Below are 18,545 nucleotides of genomic sequence, written 5' to 3' on the forward strand. Positions count from 1 at the left end.
CCGCTCGAAATGACGCGCGGCCGCAACAAGGTCAACGCGACTCTGCTCCAGCGCGCCCCGCCAGATCCAAATCCTGACCGTTCCCCCGCGGACGCGGGGGCCCAGCTAAACCACGACCACCACTAGAGACCTTCGGCCCCCCGCATTCGCCAGGGAACGGCAAAGGGCCGTGGTTGGTGTCATGCAGGTATCTCATTCTTCGGCACTGCGAGCACCCCGAGAACTGCTGTAACCTCCAGAACCGCTTGAACCGCCCTAACCACGATCATCACCCCGGCGAAGGCCGGGGCCCAATTGGGAAGGTCGTCGTAATGATGCACGGCCCGTCGTTACTGCCGTCCCCCAATTGGGCCCCGGCCTTCGCCGGGGTGGTGGCCTGTCCCGGCAGGCTCATGCCACTCCAGCAAAGATCCAGCCGGTCACCGCACCCCCACACCAGTTGCACCAATCCCCCCCGCCATTTACGGCGAGCCTTTACCGTCCGCCCGGAGACTTTCCCTTGCCCACCCCAACCTACGACGTCGTCGCGATCGGCAATGCCATCGTCGACATCCTGAGCACCGCCGACGACGCGTTCATCGCAGAGATCGGCGTCGCCAAGGGCTCGATGCAGCTCATGTTCTCGTCGGAAGAGGCCGATGCGCTCTACGCCAAGATGGGCCCGGGCATGGAGATCTCCGGCGGGTCGGCCGCCAACACGGTCGCGGGCATCGCCGCGCTCGGCGGCAAATGCGGGTTCATCGGCCAGGTCGCCGACGACCAGCTCGGCCAGGTCTTTGCGCACGACGTCCGCAGCATCGGTATCGAGTTCGCCACCCCCGTGCGTGCCGGCGACCCGACCACCGGCCGCTGCCTGATCTTCGTCACCCCCGACGGCCAGCGCACGATGAACACCTTCCTCGGCGCCGGCCAGTTCCTCCCCGCCGCCGCGATCGACACCGCCATGATCGCCGACAGCGCGATCCTGTATCTCGAAGGCTATCTCTGGGATCCCGAAGAGCCGCGCGCCGCGATGCGCGCCGCGATCGATTGCGCGCGCGGGGCAGGGCGGAAGGTCGCCTTCACGCTCAGCGACGTGTTCTGCATCTCGCGCCACGGCGGCGATTTCCGCCAGCTGCTCTCGGACGGCCTGATCGACATCCTGTTTGCCAACGAGAGCGAACTCGCCGCGCTCGCCGAGACCGACGATTTCGACGCAGCCGTCGCCAAGATTTCCGCGCAGGTCCCGACGCTGGTCGTCACCCGCGGCGAGCACGGCGCCTGTGCGATCCAGAACGGCAACCGTGCCGAAGTGAAGGCCGAGCCGATCGCCAAGGTCGTCGACACCACCGGCGCCGGCGACCTGTTCGCGGCGGGCTTCCTCCACGGCCAGGCGCAGGGCTACGACCTGCACGCGTCGCTCAAGCTCGGCGCGGTCTGCGCGGCCGAGATCATCAGCCATGTCGGTGCCCGGCCTATGGTCGACATGAAGGCACTCGCCGCCAAGCATATCGGCTGAAGATTGTATCCCCGCGAAGGCGGGGACCCAGACTGGGCTCCCGCCTTCGCGGGAGAACAAGCCTTGGAACGACGACACAAAAAAAGGGCCGCGGGAGTTTCCTCCCGCGGCCCTTTCTGCGTCCGGTCTCAGTGACCCGGCGTCAGGTCGATGTCGGTCTCGCCGCCATCGGTCATCCCGCGCCCGAGATAGCTCTTCCGATAGCCATACAGGAAGTAGATCACGAGGCCGATGCCACCCCAGATCGGCAGCACCGCCATCGCCTCGAACGGCAGCGAGAAGTACAGCCCGATGCAGCCGACGATCGTCAGCGGCGCGACGATCCACGCGGCTGGCGTGCGGAACGGGCGATGCCGGTTCGGCTCGCGCTTGCGCAGGATCAGCAGCGCGATCGCGACCATCATGAACGCGTACAGCGTGCCGGCATTGGCGATGTCCGCGAGCTGCCCGACCGGCAGGAACGCCGCGGCGAACGCCACGAACAACCCGGTGATCGCGGTCACGATATACGGCGTCTTCCATTTCGGATGCACGCGGCTGAGCACTTCGGGCAACAGGCCGTCACGGCTCATCACGAAGAAGATGCGGGTCTGGCCGAACATCAGGATCAGGATCACCGACGGCAGCGCGAGGCCCGCGGCATAGCCCATCCAGTTGCCGACGTTCGCGTAACCGATCTGGCGCAGCACGTGCGCGAGCGCTTCGTTCGAGCACACCAGCGCCTGCGCATTGGCCGGAATGAGGCACGCGCGTGCCAGCTCGGGCGACCCGGTCGTGAACGGCACGCCGCTCGCGTCGAACAGCGGCTGGCCACCGATCGTTCCGATCGCGCCCGCCGCGACCAGCATGTAGAACACGGTGCAGATGCCGAGCGACGCGATCAGGCCGATCGGCACGTTGCGCTGCGGATCCTTGGTCTCCTCGGCGGCGGTCGAGACCGCGTCGAAGCCGACATAGGCGAAGAAGATCGTCGCCGCCGCGCCCACGACGCCAAGGCCGTTGCTGCCGAGGATGCCCGTGGGGAGGAACGGCTCGAAATTGCCGCCATGCGTCTTGGGCAGCGTCAGCGCGACGAACGCGGTCAGCGCGACGACCTTGATCGTAACCAGCACCGCGTTGACGCGCGCGCTCTCGGTCGTGCCGATCATCAGCAGCCACGTGACGAGCAGCGAGATGACGACCGCGGGCAGGTTGATGAACCCGCCCGGCACGTACGGCCCTGCGGCGAGCCATGTCGGCAACGTTATCCCGAACGTCTCATGCAGGATCGAGCCCGAGAAATAGCCGGACCACCCGACCGACACGGCGCTCGCGGCGACGGCATATTCGAGGATCAGGGCCCAGCCGACGGTCCAGGCGAGCAGCTCGCCCATCACCGAATAGGTATAGGTGTAGGCGGAGCCGGCGACCGGCGCCATCGCCGCGATCTCGGCATAGCAGAGCGCTGCGACGACGCAGACCGCGCCCGCGACGATGAAGCTCAGGATCATGCCCGGCCCGGCCTTCTGCGCGGCGGCGGAGGTCAGCACGAAGATGCCCGTCCCGATCACGCAGCCGATGCCGAGCATGGTAAGCTGGAACGCGCCCAACGATCGGTGCAGCGATTTTTTCTGCGCCGTCGCCAGGATGGCGTCCAGTGATTTTACGCGACCAAAAATCAATTCGGTACCCCCCGGGGATTGCAGGGGCCCGGTCAGAAGGCCCCCTTGCTCAATCCCCCGAGCCTAATGGCAATTTTATTACGCGCAATCCTTTAGTGCGGCAAAGCTGGCCTATCGCATCAGCATCGGTCCGAGCGGGCGGCCGCCGAAGACATGAACATGCAGATGCGGCACCTCCTGGTGTCCGTCCTGGCCGATGTTGGCGAGCAGGCGATAGCCCGGCTCGACCAGCCCCGCCGCCCGCGCGACGGTGCCGACCGCGCGGATGAAGCCTGCGATCTCCGCATCGGGCGCCCGCGCAGAGAAATCGTCCCACGAGACATAGGCGCCCTTGGGGATCACGAGCAGGTGCGTCGGCGCCTGCGGATTGATGTCGTGGAACGCGATCGCGAAGTCGTCTTCGTAGACGCGCTTCGACGGAATCTCGCCGCGCAGGATCTTCGCGAAGATGTTCTGGTCGTCGTAAGGCTGCGTGGCGTCGATCGGCATATATTCCCCTCGCGCTTGCGGGAGGGGTTAGGGGAGGGGCTGGGCCATCCCGATCCCGGCGGAGCATGTGCGTCATGCCCTCCCCCGACCCCTCCCGCAAGCGGAAGGGGGGCAGGTCAGCCCGTCCGCCCGGCCTTCTCGGTCAAGCCGCCGACACCCTCGCGCCGCTCCAATTCCGCCCGCACGTCGTCCAGGCTCAACCCCGCATCCGCCAGCAACACGGCCAGATGGAACATCAAATCCGCCGCTTCCGGCACGATGCTGGCCTCGTCGCCCGAGCACGCCGCGATCACCGTCTCGACGGCTTCCTCGCCGAGCTTCTGCGCGATCTTGGGCCGGCCCTTGGCGAACAGGCTCGCGGTGTACGAGGTGTCGGCGGGTGCATCGCGACGCGCGCGGATGGTCGCCTCGAGGCGGTCGAATACGGGGTCCATGGCTCACGTGCTGACGCAGCGGGCAGGGCGGGTCAATCCTCCGCGGGCGGTTTGGTCTTCGCGAACCGCTTCCGCAACGCCCGCCGCACGAGGAACACGCCCATCACCGCGAACACGAACAGCGCGACGTCCGACAGTTCGGGTCCGGTCCGAGGATGAACGATGCCGCTATGACCCGACTGCACCGCGAGGAAGGGCAGGGCGATCATCGGACCGAGCCACCCGGTACCGTCAAGCGCGCACCGGCGAGCGAACCGGGATTCCCGCCGCTGCCAGCGCGGCATGCGCGTCGCCGATCGACGCCTGCCCGAAATGGAAGATCGACGCCGCCAGCACGGCGCTCGCATGCCCATCGCGGATGCCTGCCACGAGATCATCGAGCCCGCCAACCCCGCCGCTAGCCACGACCGGCACGCTTACCCGGTCCGAGATCGCCCGGATCAGGTCGAGGTCGTAGCCACTCCGCGTCCCATCCCGGTCCATCGACGTGACGAGCAACTCGCCCGCGCCCAGTTCGGCGAGCTTCAGCGCATGCGCGATCGCATCGATCCCGGTCGCGCGCCGGCCGCCATGCGTGAACACTTCCCAGCCTTCGCCCGACCGCCGCGCATCGACGCTCGCGACGCAGCACTGGCTGCCAAACCGCTCGGCAATATCCGCGACTAGCTCCGGCCGCTCGACCGCCGCCGAATTGACCGCAACCTTGTCCGCCCCCGCCAGCAACAGCGCGCGCGCATCGTCCGCCGTCCGCACCCCGCCACCGACCGTCAGCGGCATGAAGCACACCGCCGCGGTCCGCCGCACGACGTCGAGGATCGTACCCCGACCCTCATGGGAAGCACCGATATCGAGGAAACACAACTCGTCCGCCCCGGCCGCATCATACGCCCGCGCCTGCTCGACCGGATCGCCCGCATCGCGCAGTTCGACGAAGTTCACGCCTTTCACCACGCGCCCATCGGCAACGTCGAGACACGGAATCACACGCGCGCGGACCGTCATGCGCTGCGCCGAAGGTTTTGTTCACGCGGAGACGCGGAGACGCGGAGACGCGGCAAAGCCGCTAAGAAGAATATTTCGCGCAGCGGCGCAGAGGCGCTGAGAGAGAGGAAGGGAGCAAGGCCTAACTTCTTACTCTCCGCGCCTCTGCGCCTCTGCGCGAACAAGTTTCTGCCTGCGGCGCCACAAGCGGCTCTGCGTCCTCCGCGTCTCTGCGCGAAACCACTATCTCCGCGTCTCCGCGTCTCCGCGTGAATCATCCTGCGGCCTTTGCCACGCTCATCGCCGCCGCGAGATCGAGCCGACCATCGTACAACGCGCGCCCCGTAATCACGCCTTCGACACCATCCCGCACATGCAAAGCCAGCACATGGATCTCGGCGATCCCCTTGACCCCGCCGCTGGCGATCACCGGGATATCCACCGACCGCGCCAGGTCGACCGTAGCGTCCACGTTGCACCCCTTCAGCATCCCATCACGCCCGACATCGGTGAACAGCAACGACGCCACCCCCGCATCCTCGAACCGCCGCGCCAGATCGACCGCGCTGGTGGTCGACACGTCCGCCCAACCCTTGGTCGCGACCATGCCGTCCTTCGCGTCGACCGCGACGACGATCCCGCCGGGGAAATCCTTCGCTACGCCGCGCACGAACTCGGGATCCTCGAGCGCCGCCGTCCCGATCACGACGCGAGACACGCCCAGGTCGAACCAGCCCTCGACGCTAGCCCGCGTCCGGATCCCGCCGCCAAGCTGCACATGCCCCGGAAACTGCGCGACGATCGACCGCACCGCATCGCCATTGACCGAAGCCCCCGCAAACGCGCCATCGAGATCGACCACATGCAAATGCTCCGCACCCGCCTCCGCAAACAGCATAGCCTGCGCCGCGGGATCGTCGCCATAGATAGTCGCCCGGTCCATATCGCCCTCGGCGAGACGCACCACCTGACCCGCCTTGAGGTCGATCGCGGGGAAGATAATCAGGCTCACGGCCGCCACTCCAGGAAACGTTCGAGCAAGGCCAGGCCGTAGCGCTGGCTCTTCTCAGGATGAAACTGCACGCCGATCATCGTGTCGCGACCAATCGCCGCGGTGACCGGGCCGGCATGGTCGGTCGTCGCGAGCACGTCGGCGCCTTCAAAGGCGAAGCTATGCAGGAAATACGCCTCGCCCGGTGCGATCAGCGGATGCGCCACGGAGGGAACGACATCGTTCCACCCCATATGCGGCACCTTCGCCTCCATCGTCCCCGGCTCAAGCCTGCGCACGCGTCCCGGAACCCAGCCGAGCCCGGCATGAGTCCCCATCTCCTCGCCCGCCTCGGCCATCAACTGCATGCCGACGCAGATCCCCAGAAACGGCGTACCCTCGTCGCGAACCCGCCGGTTGAGCGCCTCGACCATCCCCGGCACCGCGCGCAAAGCCGCCGCACAAGCGCCATACGCGCCCACACCCGGCAACACGATCCGGTCAGCCTTCGCAACGACATCCGCGTCGGCGGTGACAACCAGATCGACACACCCAGCCGTCCGCAACGCGTTCTCGACCGAATGCAAATTCCCCGCGCCATAATCGATCAGCGCGAGCGTCAAATTCCCCTCCCGCTTGCGGGAGGGGTTAGGGGAGGGGATGACATAGCCGCGAGTCCGACGATCGAGGCCAGGCCCTCCCCCGACCCCTCCCGCAAGCGGGAGGGGAGCATCACAGTATCCCCTTGGTCGACGGAATAGCGTCGGCCTTGCGCGGATCGATCTCGATCGCCGTCCGCAGCGCCCGCGCCACACCCTTGAACGCCGCCTCGGCGATGTGGTGGTTGTTCGACCCGTACAGTGTCTCGACGTGCAACGTAATCCCCGCCGCCTGCGCGAAGCTGTGGAAGAAATGCTCGAACATCTCGGTATCCATCCCGCCCAGCCGCTTCTGCGAGAACAGGTCCTTCCACACCAGCCAGGGCCGCCCGGAAATATCCAGCGCCACCCGCGTCAACGTCTCGTCCATCGGCGACAGCGCATCGCCGTACCGCGCGATGCCGCGTTTATCGCCGAGCGCCTGCGCGAACGCCTGGCCGATCGCGATCCCGGTATCCTCGACGGTGTGATGCTCGTCGATGTGCAGGTCGCCCTTGGTCCGCACGCGGATATCGATCAGCGAGTGGCGCGACAATTGTTCGAGCATGTGATCGAAGAAACCGACCCCGGTCTCGACGTCGTATACGCCGGTCCCATCGAGGTTCACGGTGACGTCGATCGCCGTCTCGGCGGTGGAGCGGGTGATCGTGGCGGTGCGCATGCCACCTCCCATAACGCGCTGACCGACGCATGCAATCTTGACCGCCAATCGAATGACGCTACCCAAGGGAAATGACCGATGGACTACCCGACAGCCTGATTCCCTACGACGAGATCGTACAAGAAGCCCTGCGTGCCGTGGTCGGCCGCGTGCTCGGTTCGGTCGCGGAGGCCGGCGGGCTTCCCGGCGAGCATCATTTCTACATCACCTTCAAGACGCAGGCGCCGGGAGTCGACATCCCCAAGCGGTTGATGGAGCGCTTTCCGGACGAGATGACGATCGTCATGCAGAACCGCTATTGGGACCTCATCGTCGACGACGAGCGCTTCTCGATCGGGCTGTCGTTCAACCAAGTCCCGTCGAAGCTGGTGATCCCATACTCGGCAATCACCGCGTTCCAGGACCCGGCGGTCAGCTTCGAACTCCGCTTCCAGGCGCAGGAAGGTGCGGAAGACGCGCTCGGCGACCACGACGAAGCGGAAAACGACGGCCCGACCGCAGTCCCGATCGAAGACGGCTCGAACGTCGTAGCCGTGGATTTCAAACGGAAGAAGTAACCCAAACTCCCTCGCCCCTACGGGGAGAGGGAAGGGGCCCGCCGCACTTGCGGTGGGAAGGGAGAGGGGAGTGAGGCTCGGGACGGTTCATCCCAACGGCCCCTCTCCCTTCCGTCGCAAGCGCTCCTCCCTCCCTCTCCCCTGAGGGGCGAGGGACCCACGCACGCTACGGAAGGTTGACCCCGCATGACCCAAACCCGCACAGAAACCGACACGATCGGCCCGATCGACGTCCCCGCCGCCGCATACTGGGGCGCCCAAACCGAACGCTCGATCGAGAACTTCCCCTTCGCCACCCGCGAACGCATGCCGATCGAGATCGTCCACGCCCTCGCCCTCGTCAAACAAGCGGCCGCTCGCGTAAACCGGTCGCACGGCCTCGACGAAACCATCGCCACCGCGATCGACGCCGCCGCACAGGAAGTCATCGACGGCAAGCTCGACGACCAGTTCCCGCTCGTCATATGGCAGACCGGCAGCGGCACGCAGTCGAACATGAACGCCAACGAGGTCATCGCCGGCCGCGCGAACGAGGTCCTAACCGGCACCCGCGGCGGCAAGTCGCCGGTCCACCCCAACGACCACGTCAACATGAGCCAGTCGTCCAACGACAGCTTCCCGACCGCGCTCCACATCGCCGCCGCGATCGCCACCACGCACCGCCTGATCCCCGCGCTCGACAAATTGCACGCTGCGCTCGACGCGAAGGCCAACGCCTGGGACGACATCGTCAAGATCGGCCGCACGCACCTGCAGGACGCGACGCCGCTAACGCTCGGCCAGGAATTCTCCGGCTATGCGAACCAGCTCTACCGCTGCCGCCACCGCATCGAGCCCGCGATCAGCCACGGCATGGTCATCCTCGCGCAGGGCGGCACCGCGGTCGGCACCGGCCTCAACGCCCCCGCAGGCTTCGGCGACGCGATCGCGCACGAACTGGCCGAGATCACCGGCCTGCCGTTCGTCAGCGCGCGCAACAAATTCGAGGCGCTCGCGTCGAACGACCCGCTCGTCCACCTGTCCGGCACGCTCAACACGCTGGCGGTCGCACTGACCAAGATCGCCAACGACATCCGTCTCTTGGGCTCCGGCCCCCGCTGCGGCTTCGGCGAGATCGACCTTCCCGCGAACGAGCCCGGCAGCTCGATCATGCCGGGCAAGGTGAACCCGACGCAGTGCGAGATGCTGACGATGGTCGCCGGCCAGGTGATGGGCAACCACGTCGCGGTCACCGTCGGCGGGATGCAGGGCCATCTCGAGCTGAACGTCTTCAAGCCGCTGATCGGCGCCAACGTCCTCCGCTCGATCGACCTGCTCTCGACTGCGATGGAAGGGTTCGCGGAACGCTGCGTCGACGGCATCGAACCCAATCGTGGCCGCATCGCCGAGCTGCTCGACCGCTCGCTGATGCTGGTAACGGCGCTAGCCCCCGAGATCGGCTACGACGCCGCCGCGAAGATCGCCAAATACGCCCACGCCGAAGGGCTGACGCTGAAGGAAGCCGGGCTCGCGCTGGGCTTGGTCGACGCCGAAACCTTCGACCGCGTCGTCAAACCAGAGTCGATGCTCGGACGCTAACTTCCGTTCTCCTGCGCACGCAGGAGCCCAGGGTACCAAGCACACCGCCCACGCCCAAATCCGTTCGTGCTGAGCGAAGTCGAAGCACCCCCGTTTGGGGCACACCCTTCGACTTCGCTCAGGGCGAACGGGAGGGGTGGGGCGCCCGCCCGGCAACTCCGCCGGGAACCCAAACGCCCCTCGCGCGCTAACCCGCCACACGGACAGGAGAAATTACGTGGGCGCAACGACCATAGGCGCGCTGATCGGCGCAGGCATCGACTCGCTCAGCGGCGACGACGGCAACGCGGACGGCGCGATCATCGGTGCGATCACCGCCAACGTACTCAAGATCGTCGTGCCGCTAGCCGTGACCTACGCGATCGGCTGGGCAGTGCTGCGCGGTGCAGCGGAACTCAAGGACCAGGTTTTCGGGGAGTCAGAAGCATGATCGGACGTATTATCAGTGCATTGGTTGGCCGCGAGATGGGCCGTCGCGACGGTTCGGGCGGCGCCTCGGGCGCAGTAAAGGGCGTCGTGGCGATGGGCCTGATGCGCCGCATGGGCCCGCTCGGCATGATCCTCGGCGGCGGCTACGCGGCCAAGAAGGCCTATGACCGCAACAAGGCACGCAAGGCCGACTATTAATCCGCCTTCGTAATACCACGCGCGGGCCGCGCATGGGTTGACGCCCATGTGCGGTCCGCGGCAAGGGCGCGCATGCCCCACACACTTCCGTCCGACCCGCATGGTTTCCGTCGTCGCGGAGTCCTGTTCGTCCTGTCCTCGCCGTCCGGTGCCGGCAAGTCGACCATCGCGCGCCGATTGCTCGCGGACGAGCACGAACTCGAGATGTCGGTCTCGGTCACGACCCGGTCGATGCGACCCGGCGAAGTCGATGGGAAAGATTACCATTTCACCGACCTCGAGGGCTTTCGCGACATGGTCGCGAACGACGAGTTCCTCGAATGGGCACACGTCTTCAACCACCGCTACGGCACGCCGCGCGCGCAGGTCGAGGAACTGCTCGCAGCCGGCAAGGACGTGCTGTTCGACATCGACTGGCAGGGCGCGCAACAGCTGTTCCAGATCGCTGGCGGCGACGTCGTCCGCGTTTTCATCTTCCCGCCATCGATGGAAGAGCTCCACCGCCGCCTCACCAGCCGCGGCACCGACTCGACCGAAGTGATCGAAGCTCGCATGTCGCGCGCGGCCAACGAGGTCAGCCACTGGGACGGCTATGATTACGTACTGGTCAACGACGACGTCGACAGCTGCATCCGCGGCGTGAAGACGATCCTGGCGGCCGAGCGCCTCAAGCGCTCGCGCCAGACCGGCCTGATCGGCTTCATCCGCCGCCTGACGCGCTGATCTTCCCCCCTCCCTGAAAGGGAGGGGCCGGGGGTGGGTCGGCCGCTGGAGGATCGCTGCGTCAGCCAACAGGCCCACCCACCCCCAACCCCTCCCTTCCAGGGAGGGGGGCTAGAGTAGTTCTAGAAACTCGACGCCCAACCCGAACTCGCGCCGCTTCAACGCGCGCAACTCCGCCGCCTGCCAGTCCTCGCCCCACATCTCGACCGACCAGTCCTCGTCGATCCCCGCCGCCGCCCAAGCCGCATCCGCATCGATCTCGCCCTCGATCAGCGCCAGCCCGATCACCAGCGACCCGGTCAACGTCACCACCGGCGACAACCCCGCCAGCCGAAAATCGTCATACGCCGCGACCGCCTCATGCAGCCGCGCGATCGTCGCGTCCGGTTGCGCCACGTGCATCACCCCCGCCGTCACCGCGAACGTCACGTCATACCGCCCCCGCGCCCACGCCAGCAGCGGATCCCAGGACGCCGCCTGCCGCTCGACGAGCAACGGCGGCCCCTCCGCGCGGTAGCAGAGCAGGTCGCTCTCGCCATACGCCGCCAGCCGCGCGGCGAACTGCGCAGGATCGTTCGCGATCGGATCGGTCGCCGCGTTCGCCAAGCCCGTCAGCGGCATCGTCCGCGGATCGATCGTCTCGCCGACCGCGCGCCATTCCGCCGCGACCGCCTCGGCCAGCGCATCGCTCGGCAACGCGAGCGGCCGCCGCCCGGGCGTCCGCACCGGCTTGCCGTCGAGCGTCACCACCCGATCCGCATCGATCGCGACGTCTGTCCAGAACCGCTTCACGCGTCAGGACTCCGCCAGCGATGCGCGAGACTGCGCGGCACGATCGCGATCATCGCCATCGCCGACAACACGATCGCCGTTCCGAGGATCTTCGGCCCCAGATCATGCGCGCGCGCGATCAGGATCAGCCCGAGCAGCGCGCCCGCAGCCCCCGCCAGCCGAACTGCGACCAGCACGAACCAGCGTCGCTGCGCCAGCTTGTCCGCGTCGGTCATGGCCGCGCCACCATGTGCAGCAAGTCTGGCACCGCCGCCGCAACGACATCCGCCCCCGCATCGGAAAGCTCGTGCACGTCGTGATACCCCCACGCGACCCCGACGGCGCGCACACCCGCCGCGCGGGCCATCGCCATGTCGAAGCTCGTATCGCCGATCATCGCGGTCGTCTCCACGGCAGCACCTGCTTCCGCGATCGCCGCGAGCAGCATCGCCGGATCGGGCTTCGATGGATGCCGGTCCGCGGTCTGCAACGTCACGAACCGCTCGGTAATCCCGTGCGCGGCAAGTATATGCGCGAGACCCCGGACGGACTTCCCCGTCGCCACGCCGAGCGCCCAGCCATCGTCGGCCAGCGTCCCCAGCACCTCGGCAATCCCCTCGAACAACGGCTCGTCGGCCAGCTCGCCATTCGCCCGCATCGCATGAAACGCGTTCTTGTAGTCGGTAGCAAGCGACCGGTGCAGCGCATCGTCCGCCTTTGGCAGCAACACCTGCATCGCCTCGACGAGACTCAAGCCGACGATCCGCCGAATGTCCGCACGCGGCGGCGGGATCAGCCCGGCGCCCTCGAACGCCCGCTCGCACGCGACGCAGATATTCGCCTGGCTGTCGACGAGCGTCCCATCGCAATCGAACACGGCAAGACGGATCATGAGATTTTCCAACGCATCGCCGCCTCGTAGATCACGCGTGCACGCGAGGGAACGCCAAACCGGAACGCGCGCGCCCGCGAACGGTTCGTGTCGGATACCTCTGGAGACTCAACGATGGCGCACGCACAGACCGACACCCCGAACATCTGGGCCGCCGCCGCTGCGGGACTCGTGGCAGGGCTCGCGGCCTCGTTCGTCATGGACCGCTTCCAGGCCGGCGTCGCCGCGCTGTCCTCGTCGGATAGCGATGCCGAACCCGCCACCGCAAAGGCCGCGGACAAGGTGTCGCAAATGGTGGTCGGCCACGACATCCCCGACGAGCGCAAGCCACTCGCGGGGCAGGTCGTGCACTACGCGCTCGGGGCAGGGCTGGGGATCGCCTACGCGGTGGCGGCGGAATATCGTCCATCGGTGACCGCGGGCTACGGCACCGCGTTCGCCGCCGCGACGACGGCGTTGCTCGATGAGGCGGCGGTACCGGCGGTGGGGCTCGGCGATGCGCCGTGGAACACCGCGCCGGCCACGCATCTGTACAGCGCGGCGTCGCATATCGTGTTCGGGACGGTTACCGAGGGGGTGCGGCGGTTGCTGCTCGGCTGGCTGAAGTAGCGGCCGTCTAGTTCCCCCGCGAAGGCGGGGCCCAGGAATCAAGCAGCGTGACGATCATGGCCCCTGGACCCCCGCCTTCGCGGGAGAACGGAATGTGCGAGAAGCCTACCGCTAACCAACCACCCCACCCCGGCGAAGGCCGGGGCCCAGTTGGAAAGGTGGCAATAACGGAGCGCTGCCCTTCGTTAGCAACGTCCCCCAACTGGGCCCCGGCCTCCGCCGGGGTGGGGCAGTATGGGAAGGCTGAGCGCACAGTTTACCCACTTGACGCTCTCCCCTCAGGGGAGAGGGAAGGGGCCCGCGGCCGCTTGGCCGTGGGAAGGGTGAGGGCACGTCAGGCGGCAGTCACCAATTACCGAGTCCCAGGCCCAGTCCGAGGCCCAGGCTTCCCAGCCCCACCCGGACGCCCGCGCCCAGCAGGCTTGGCCCCCTCAACCCGAGGCCCACTCCGCGGCGCCCCGAACTTAGACCCAGCCCCGGTCCGAGGCCCACCCGTCTTCGGCGCACCCGGCTTAACAGGCGTCTTCTTCTCCTCGACAACCCCACGCCCACGCCGCTCACCCTTACGCTCTTTCCGCACCGACTTCGCATGCGCCTTAGCCCGGGATTTCATCTGCTCGCGCGTCGGCGCAGTCTTCTCATCGAGCACCAGGTCGTCGCCCAGCTTCTCCTCGAAACCCAATTGCTTGAGGCTCTCGGCGAAATGCGTTGGCAGTTCGGCGGTCACGTCGATCGACCCGCCATCCGGATGATCCACCTTGATCCGCCGAGCATGCAGATGCATTTTCCGCGAGATCCCGCCGGTCAGAAACGCAGCGGCCCCGCCGTACTTGCCATCACCGACAATCGGATGCCCGATCGCCGCCATATGCACGCGCAACTGGTGAGTCCGCCCCGTAAACGGCTGCAACTCGACCCACGCCGCACGGTTGCCCGCGCGCTCGATCACCCGGTACCGCGTCCGCGCCGGCGCACCCTCGGCCTCGTCGACGTGCATCTTCTCGCCGCCGGTGCCCGGCTGCTTGGCGATCGGCAGCTCGATCATGCCGTCCTCGATCGACGGCACGTCGACCACCAGCGCCCAATAGACTTTCCGCGCGGTGCGCCCCGAAAACGCCTTCGCAAAGAACGCAGCAGCCCGCGACGTCCGCGCCACCAGCAGCGCGCCGGACGTATCCTTGTCGAGCCGGTGGACCAGCTTCGGCCGGCCCTCGTTGTCGTACTGCAACCCGTCGAGCAGCCCGTCGACATGCTGCGTCGTCTTGGTCCCGCCCTGCGTGGCGAGACCTGGCGGCTTGTTCAGCACGAACGCCTGGAAATCCTTGTGAATGACCATCGACTGCGCGAGTTCGGTCTCCTCGTCCGACAGGATCACGCGTTCGCGGACGCGCCTGGGCTTGTCGACGTCGGCGGCGGCCTTGTCGGCTTCGGGCGGCGGCACGCGCAGCATCTGGCCCGCCGCGATCCGGTCGCCCGGCGTCGCGCGCGCGCCGTCGACGCGGAGCTGCCCGGTGCGCGCCCACATCGCCACCGTCGTGAAGCTCGTATCGGGCAGATGCCGCTTGAACCACCGGTCGAGCCGGATGCCGTCATCGTCGAACCCGACGTTGAACTCGCGGAAACCCGTATCGCTATCGCTTTTGCCCGCAGTCATGCGACGGCCCTTACTGCGGAGAGACCCGCGAACAACGCGGCGACCGAACCGATCACCGACACCAAAACATACCCGAACGCGACGCCGATCGCGCCTCGCTCGATCATCGTGACGACGTCCAGCGAGAACGCCGAAAACGTCGTGAATCCCCCCAACACGCCCACGCCGAGCAGCAGCCGCCACGTTTCCGAAGCGGTGTTGCGGGCGAGTACGCCAACCAGCACCCCCATCAGCAACCCACCGATCAAATTCACGGCAAGCGTACCAAAGGGATAGTCAGGCCCCAGCAACGACAGCATCGCGCGGCCAGTCAGATAGCGCGCGCCGGACCCGACCGCACCACCGACCATGACATGGAGAAGGGGAAGCATTCTCGCGCCCTAGCGTGAATCGGGCAAAACGGAAAGGTGGGGTTGGCTAGGGTGGAGTAGATGCTCGCCAAAGGGCTCAACCCAAAGCTTGTTTCCCCGCGAAGGCGGGGACCCAGTCTGGACTCCCGCCTTCGCGGGAGAACAAGGAGGGAAGAGATGACGCCACCCCAACGCGCCACCACTCCAACAGGCCACCACCCCGGCGAAGGCCGGGGCCCAGTTGGAAAGGTGGCAATAACGAAGGACCGCGCTCGGTTAGCGACGTTCCCCAACTGGACCCCGGCCTCCGCCGGGGAGATGAATCCCAAGCGAAGATTGTCGGGAGGCTTTCAGTAGCGCCAAACCGCTCGTCACCGCCCAGCGTTGGAAACCAGATCCACATCGCTCCCGCCACCAGCCCTTGCCGTCACATACACCACATAAGCGTCATTCCCCCGAACCCCGCCCAGCACATGCTGCCGCCCGTCCGTGCTATGCCCAGCCGAATACCCAGCCGCCGTCGCCTTCGTAAAATACCAATCGAGCATCTTCTGCATTGGCGCAGCACTCGCAAAACTCACCACGCGCAACCGACACCCATCCCGATCCGCCCCCGCAGCCTCGGTCAACCGCGCCGCCGGATACAGCGGCAGGTCCGCCGGCAACCGGTTAGCCCACCCCGCAGAATAGCCGATCTTCGGCGCGCAAACCCCGGCATCAGGCGTCTTCTGCCGCTCCGCCAGCGCCCCCAGCGTCAGCGCGCCATTCGCCGACTTGCACTCCGGACAGTCGTTGGACGCCACCGGCGCGCGCTTGAGAGTCCGCGGATCGACCGGATCGGCTTTGAGCGGACCTTCCGGCGGCACCGCGCCACTATCCGGCCGAGGCGGCGGCCGCACCGCGTCGGTATTCGACGACTGCGCCAACCGAGGATCGACCATGATCTGCCCCCCCAGCGACGACGCCAGCGCCGGATCGCGCACCGCGCCGTTGGTCAGCTCGGCATCGAGGCTGTTGAGATCCTGCTGGTCGGTCGACGACCGTCCGCACGCGACCAGCGCAAGCGGCAAAAGGATCAGGGCGGGGCGCAGGGTAAAACTCATCACCGCCATCCTATGCGCGAAAGACGGTGAAGAAAGCGTTTTCCGCATGTCCCCAGTCGAGCGCGTGAAGCCGATCTTGCCCGAACCCCCGCGACTCGCCATGTTCACCCCATGCTCAACATCGTCTCGATCCTCATCGGCCTCGTCACCCTGGTGCTCGGCCTCGTCGCGTTCATCCCGCTGCTCGGCTGGATGAACTGGCTCGTCATCCCGATCGGCATCGTCGGTGCCGCCGTCGGCGCGCTCTCGTCGAGCAACGGCGGCCGCAACCTCAACATCGTGCTGATCATCATCTTCGCGCTCCGCCTCAGCCTCGGCGGCGGCATCATCTGACGCAAGAAGGGCCCGGCGTTTCCACCGGGCCCTCCTGATCGCGAAATGTACTCGCCGTTATGCGGCGAGATTATGCTCCAGCGTGATCTCGGCGTTGAGCACCTTCGACACCGGGCAGTTCGCCTTGGCATCCGCGGCGATCGCCTCGAACTCTTCCTTCGAGATGCCGTCTACCTTGGCGTTCAGCGTCAGCGCCGACTTGGTGATCTTGAACCCGTCGCCATCCTTGTCGAGCGTCACCTTGGCGGAGGTCTCGAGCGTCCCTGCCTCATAGCCCTTGCCGGCGAGCGCGAAGCTCAGCGCCATCGTGAAGCACGATGCATGCGCAGCCGCGATCAGCTCCTCGGGGTTGGTGCCGGGCTCGTTCTCGAACCGCGTGTTGAAGCCGTAGGGGCTGTCGGACAGCACGCCCGACTGCGTCGAGACATGACCCTTGCCGCTCTTGCCGAGGCCTTCATACTTCGCCGAACCGCTGCGTGTGGTCATCGTTTTGATCCTTCATCGGACAAGAAAAAAGGCGTCGCGGTTTCCCACGACGCCCTTCCACAACGCGCAACTACCGAAATAGCGGCATTGATTTAGCCGATCAGTATCAGCGGCAACGACGGTTGTTGTTGCTCGTACCCTTGTCGATCGCGCGACCCGCGAGGCCGCCAAGGACTGCGCCGCCCAGCGTGCCGACCGTGCGGTCGCCGCGGGTGTCGACCGTGCGGCCGAGCAGTGCGCCGCCGACGCCGCCGATGATCGTGCCGGTCGTGCCGTTGCTCTTCTTGCAGTAGACGCGGCCGTCACGACCACGCCATTCGCGACGATCGCGCGCATCGGCAGCCGAGACGGGGACGAGCATGGTCGGCAGGACCATTACGCCGAGGCCCATGGCCAGAACGAACTTACGCATCATGTAACTCCCTAGTGAATTGATCTGCTGGTGTAACGAGGGGACTATACCCCCAGTTGCATGAACCAAAAACAACACCGCGTTCATGCTGGCGTTCATCTTCGCGGCCGGCACCAGGGCGTTGCTATTAACGGCCGACGGGCATCATTCCGCGGTGCAGCTTTACGCTCGACGGCAGGCCGGTTACGCCGCCGCGATGTTGCCCGTGCCCTTGCCCGTCGAGATCCTCCCCGTCGCCGCGCCCTGGTTCGACTTGGCCGGGCTCGCGGTGTTCGCCGCGTCGGGGGCGCTAGCGGCGGCCAAGCGCGGCCAGACGTTCGTGACGCTGGTGTTCTTCGGGCTCATCACCGGCGTCGGCGGCGGCACGGTGCGGGACCTGCTGATCGGCGCGCCGGTGTTCTGGGTTCACGACGCGCGCGCCGCGAGCGTGTGCCTGGGGGTGGCGCTGCTGATCTGGGTGACGCCCGAACGGTGGTGGAAGGACGAAGCGCTCGGCTGGTTCGACGCGGTCGGGCTCGCGGCATACGCGGTGTACGGCGCGGCGAAGGCGCTCGGCTACGGCGTGCCACCGGTACCCGCGGCGCTGATGGGCGTAATGACCGCCTGCGTCGGCGGTATCATCCGCGATGTGCTGGCGGGGGAACCGTCGATCCTGATGCGGCCGGAGCTGTACGTGACCGCGGCGGCGCTGGCGGCGGCCAGTTATGTCGGGTTGGTTCTGCTGGGGGTGCCGCTTGCTTTGGCGGCGGTTATCGCGGCGAGTGCAGGGTTCACGTTGAGGGCGGCCGCGATCCGCTTCCATCTGGCGCTGCCTGCGTATGGTGGCCGCCGCTAACCCCTTGCGCGCTTGTTTGTTTCCCCGCGAAGGCGGGGACCCAGTCTGGGCTCCCGCCTTCGCGGGAGAACAAGGAGGGGAGGGCGGTCGGTTGAGCTTGAACGGACGACCCGCTCTTACTCGATCCAATCTTGCGCGCCTGATCTCTACTTGTTGAGATCGACACGCTCCAACACCGCCACCACCCCGGCGAAGGTCGGGGTCCAGTTGGAAAGGTTGGAGTAACGGAGCGCAGCGCACG

Annotated in this window: 25 protein-coding genes; 9 read left to right on the top strand and 16 right to left on the bottom strand. The window is 66.8% G+C overall.

Features of this window, described 5'->3' with window-relative positions; translation table 11 throughout:
* The first annotated feature begins 499 nt into the window (after positions 1–499).
* Positions 500–1,498, top strand: a complete 999-nt coding sequence (locus BM244_RS09495) for an adenosine kinase (RefSeq protein WP_093398670.1) — start codon at positions 500–502, stop codon at positions 1,496–1,498.
* Positions 1,499–1,626: 128 nt separating this feature from the next.
* On the opposite strand, the gene BM244_RS09500 is transcribed toward BM244_RS09495, so the two are convergent.
* From BM244_RS09500 to hisB, 8 genes are all read right to left on the bottom strand, one after another.
* Positions 1,627–3,159: an amino acid permease gene (locus BM244_RS09500; protein ID WP_093398671.1), complete on the bottom strand. Its 1,533-nt coding sequence runs from the start codon at positions 3,157–3,159 to the stop codon at positions 1,627–1,629.
* 111 nt (positions 3,160–3,270) lie between these two features.
* A complete protein-coding gene (locus tag BM244_RS09505) occupies positions 3,271–3,648 on the bottom strand; it encodes a histidine triad nucleotide-binding protein (RefSeq protein ID WP_093398672.1) in 378 nt (125 codons plus the stop codon).
* A 116-nt stretch (positions 3,649–3,764) separates the two neighbouring features.
* The gene (locus BM244_RS09510; RefSeq protein ID WP_093398673.1) at positions 3,765–4,082 is read right to left on the bottom strand and encodes a phosphoribosyl-ATP diphosphatase; all 318 of its coding nucleotides are present in this window, start codon (positions 4,080–4,082) and stop codon (positions 3,765–3,767) included.
* 32 nt (positions 4,083–4,114) lie between these two features.
* Entirely contained in the window at positions 4,115–4,291 is a 177-nt protein-coding gene (locus BM244_RS23080) for a hypothetical protein (RefSeq protein ID WP_175518147.1), read from the bottom strand.
* A 22-nt stretch (positions 4,292–4,313) separates the two neighbouring features.
* Positions 4,314–5,084, bottom strand: coding sequence for an imidazole glycerol phosphate synthase subunit HisF (gene hisF / locus BM244_RS09515; protein ID WP_093398674.1), 771 nt, complete (start codon positions 5,082–5,084; stop codon positions 4,314–4,316).
* 253 nt (positions 5,085–5,337) lie between these two features.
* A complete protein-coding gene (gene hisA, locus BM244_RS09520; RefSeq protein WP_093399076.1) occupies positions 5,338–6,075 on the bottom strand; it encodes a 1-(5-phosphoribosyl)-5-[(5-phosphoribosylamino)methylideneamino]imidazole-4-carboxamide isomerase in 738 nt (245 codons plus the stop codon).
* A complete protein-coding gene (gene hisH, locus BM244_RS09525) occupies positions 6,072–6,677 on the bottom strand; it encodes an imidazole glycerol phosphate synthase subunit HisH (protein ID WP_093398675.1) in 606 nt (201 codons plus the stop codon). The genes hisA and hisH overlap by 4 nt, the downstream gene beginning before the upstream one ends.
* A 109-nt stretch (positions 6,678–6,786) precedes the next feature.
* Positions 6,787–7,374: an imidazoleglycerol-phosphate dehydratase HisB gene (gene hisB / locus BM244_RS09530; RefSeq protein WP_060526386.1), complete on the bottom strand. Its 588-nt coding sequence runs from the start codon at positions 7,372–7,374 to the stop codon at positions 6,787–6,789.
* Positions 7,375–7,445: 71 nt separating this feature from the next.
* On the opposite strand from hisB, the gene BM244_RS09535 reads away from it, so the two are divergent.
* From BM244_RS09535 to gmk, 5 genes are all read left to right on the top strand, one after another.
* Positions 7,446–7,931, top strand: coding sequence for an SspB family protein (locus BM244_RS09535; protein ID WP_093398676.1), 486 nt, complete (start codon positions 7,446–7,448; stop codon positions 7,929–7,931).
* A 186-nt stretch (positions 7,932–8,117) separates the two neighbouring features.
* The gene (fumC, locus tag BM244_RS09540; protein WP_093398677.1) at positions 8,118–9,509 is read left to right on the top strand and encodes a class II fumarate hydratase; all 1,392 of its coding nucleotides are present in this window, start codon (positions 8,118–8,120) and stop codon (positions 9,507–9,509) included.
* Between the two features lie 217 nt (positions 9,510–9,726).
* Complete coding sequence (locus BM244_RS09545) at positions 9,727–9,939, top strand: hypothetical protein (RefSeq protein WP_056052081.1); 213 nt, start codon at positions 9,727–9,729, stop codon at positions 9,937–9,939.
* Positions 9,936–10,136, top strand: a complete 201-nt coding sequence (locus BM244_RS09550) for a hypothetical protein (protein WP_093398678.1) — start codon at positions 9,936–9,938, stop codon at positions 10,134–10,136. The genes BM244_RS09545 and BM244_RS09550 overlap by 4 nt, the downstream gene beginning before the upstream one ends.
* 72 nt (positions 10,137–10,208) lie before the next feature.
* Positions 10,209–10,859, top strand: a complete 651-nt coding sequence (gene gmk, locus BM244_RS09555) for a guanylate kinase (protein WP_093398679.1) — start codon at positions 10,209–10,211, stop codon at positions 10,857–10,859.
* Positions 10,860–10,970: 111 nt separating this feature from the next.
* On the opposite strand, the gene BM244_RS09560 is transcribed toward gmk, so the two are convergent.
* From BM244_RS09560 to BM244_RS09570, 3 genes are read right to left on the bottom strand one after another with little or no spacing between them, the layout of a single operon-like run.
* A complete protein-coding gene (locus tag BM244_RS09560; protein ID WP_093398680.1) occupies positions 10,971–11,651 on the bottom strand; it encodes an ATP12 family chaperone protein in 681 nt (226 codons plus the stop codon).
* Positions 11,648–11,866, bottom strand: a complete 219-nt coding sequence (locus tag BM244_RS09565) for a hypothetical protein (protein WP_093398681.1) — start codon at positions 11,864–11,866, stop codon at positions 11,648–11,650. The genes BM244_RS09560 and BM244_RS09565 overlap by 4 nt, the downstream gene beginning before the upstream one ends.
* On the bottom strand, positions 11,863–12,522 hold the full coding sequence (locus BM244_RS09570; RefSeq protein WP_093398682.1) for an HAD-IA family hydrolase: 660 nt from the start codon (positions 12,520–12,522) through the stop codon (positions 11,863–11,865). Before BM244_RS09570 ends, BM244_RS09565 begins: the two co-directional genes overlap by 4 nt.
* A 114-nt stretch (positions 12,523–12,636) precedes the next feature.
* On the opposite strand from BM244_RS09570, the gene BM244_RS09575 reads away from it, so the two are divergent.
* Positions 12,637–13,131, top strand: a complete 495-nt coding sequence (locus BM244_RS09575) for a DUF1440 domain-containing protein (protein ID WP_093398683.1) — start codon at positions 12,637–12,639, stop codon at positions 13,129–13,131.
* Between the two features lie 352 nt (positions 13,132–13,483).
* Here BM244_RS09575 and BM244_RS09580 read toward each other — a convergent pair whose 3' ends face one another.
* From BM244_RS09580 to BM244_RS09590, 3 genes are all read right to left on the bottom strand, one after another.
* The gene (locus BM244_RS09580; RefSeq protein WP_093398684.1) at positions 13,484–14,785 is read right to left on the bottom strand and encodes an RluA family pseudouridine synthase; all 1,302 of its coding nucleotides are present in this window, start codon (positions 14,783–14,785) and stop codon (positions 13,484–13,486) included.
* Positions 14,782–15,156: a fluoride efflux transporter CrcB gene (gene crcB, locus BM244_RS09585; protein WP_175518148.1), complete on the bottom strand. Its 375-nt coding sequence runs from the start codon at positions 15,154–15,156 to the stop codon at positions 14,782–14,784. The genes BM244_RS09580 and crcB overlap by 4 nt, the downstream gene beginning before the upstream one ends.
* Positions 15,157–15,506: 350 nt before the next feature.
* The gene (locus tag BM244_RS09590) at positions 15,507–16,238 is read right to left on the bottom strand and encodes a hypothetical protein (RefSeq protein WP_093399077.1); all 732 of its coding nucleotides are present in this window, start codon (positions 16,236–16,238) and stop codon (positions 15,507–15,509) included.
* 111 nt (positions 16,239–16,349) lie between these two features.
* Here BM244_RS09590 and BM244_RS09595 point away from each other — a divergent pair, with 111 nt between their 5' ends.
* A complete protein-coding gene (locus BM244_RS09595; RefSeq protein WP_093398685.1) occupies positions 16,350–16,571 on the top strand; it encodes a hypothetical protein in 222 nt (73 codons plus the stop codon).
* Positions 16,572–16,628: 57 nt separating this feature from the next.
* On the opposite strand, the gene BM244_RS09600 is transcribed toward BM244_RS09595, so the two are convergent.
* Complete coding sequence (locus tag BM244_RS09600) at positions 16,629–17,057, bottom strand: OsmC family protein (RefSeq protein WP_056065668.1); 429 nt, start codon at positions 17,055–17,057, stop codon at positions 16,629–16,631.
* Positions 17,058–17,163: 106 nt separating this feature from the next.
* Complete coding sequence (locus BM244_RS09605) at positions 17,164–17,469, bottom strand: glycine zipper 2TM domain-containing protein (RefSeq protein WP_093399078.1); 306 nt, start codon at positions 17,467–17,469, stop codon at positions 17,164–17,166.
* Between the two features lie 196 nt (positions 17,470–17,665).
* Between BM244_RS09605 and BM244_RS09610 the strand changes: the two genes are divergently transcribed.
* Positions 17,666–18,304 (top strand): trimeric intracellular cation channel family protein, encoded by a 639-nt coding sequence (locus tag BM244_RS09610; RefSeq protein ID WP_056066054.1) that lies wholly within the window; start codon positions 17,666–17,668, stop codon positions 18,302–18,304.
* The last annotated feature ends 241 nt before the right edge of the window (positions 18,305–18,545 follow it).

It is taken from the genome of Sphingomonas sp. OK281 (assembly GCF_900115295.1).
Classification (GTDB): domain Bacteria; phylum Pseudomonadota; class Alphaproteobacteria; order Sphingomonadales; family Sphingomonadaceae; genus Sphingomonas.

Coding starts and splice junctions, on each gene's coding strand:
- BM244_RS09505 (WP_093398672.1), bottom strand. CDS start 3,648: ATGCCGATCGACGCCACGCAGCCTTACGACGACCAGAACATCTTCGCG.
- BM244_RS09510 (WP_093398673.1), bottom strand. CDS start 4,082: ATGGACCCCGTATTCGACCGCCTCGAGGCGACCATCCGCGCGCGTCGC.
- BM244_RS23080 (WP_175518147.1), bottom strand. CDS start 4,291: ATGATCGCCCTGCCCTTCCTCGCGGTGCAGTCGGGTCATAGCGGCATC.
- hisF (WP_093398674.1), bottom strand. CDS start 5,084: ATGACGGTCCGCGCGCGTGTGATTCCGTGTCTCGACGTTGCCGATGGG.
- hisB (WP_060526386.1), bottom strand. CDS start 7,374: ATGCGCACCGCCACGATCACCCGCTCCACCGCCGAGACGGCGATCGAC.
- BM244_RS09535 (WP_093398676.1), top strand. CDS start 7,446: ATGACCGATGGACTACCCGACAGCCTGATTCCCTACGACGAGATCGTA.
- fumC (WP_093398677.1), top strand. CDS start 8,118: ATGACCCAAACCCGCACAGAAACCGACACGATCGGCCCGATCGACGTC.
- BM244_RS09550 (WP_093398678.1), top strand. CDS start 9,936: ATGATCGGACGTATTATCAGTGCATTGGTTGGCCGCGAGATGGGCCGT.
- gmk (WP_093398679.1), top strand. CDS start 10,209: ATGCCCCACACACTTCCGTCCGACCCGCATGGTTTCCGTCGTCGCGGA.
- BM244_RS09565 (WP_093398681.1), bottom strand. CDS start 11,866: ATGACCGACGCGGACAAGCTGGCGCAGCGACGCTGGTTCGTGCTGGTC.
- BM244_RS09570 (WP_093398682.1), bottom strand. CDS start 12,522: ATGATCCGTCTTGCCGTGTTCGATTGCGATGGGACGCTCGTCGACAGC.
- BM244_RS09575 (WP_093398683.1), top strand. CDS start 12,637: ATGGCGCACGCACAGACCGACACCCCGAACATCTGGGCCGCCGCCGCT.
- BM244_RS09580 (WP_093398684.1), bottom strand. CDS start 14,785: ATGACTGCGGGCAAAAGCGATAGCGATACGGGTTTCCGCGAGTTCAAC.
- crcB (WP_175518148.1), bottom strand. CDS start 15,156: ATGCTTCCCCTTCTCCATGTCATGGTCGGTGGTGCGGTCGGGTCCGGC.
- BM244_RS09590 (WP_093399077.1), bottom strand. CDS start 16,238: ATGAGTTTTACCCTGCGCCCCGCCCTGATCCTTTTGCCGCTTGCGCTG.
- BM244_RS09595 (WP_093398685.1), top strand. CDS start 16,350: ATGCTCAACATCGTCTCGATCCTCATCGGCCTCGTCACCCTGGTGCTC.
- BM244_RS09600 (WP_056065668.1), bottom strand. CDS start 17,057: ATGACCACACGCAGCGGTTCGGCGAAGTATGAAGGCCTCGGCAAGAGC.
- BM244_RS09605 (WP_093399078.1), bottom strand. CDS start 17,469: ATGCGTAAGTTCGTTCTGGCCATGGGCCTCGGCGTAATGGTCCTGCCG.
- BM244_RS09610 (WP_056066054.1), top strand. CDS start 17,666: ATGTTGCCCGTGCCCTTGCCCGTCGAGATCCTCCCCGTCGCCGCGCCC.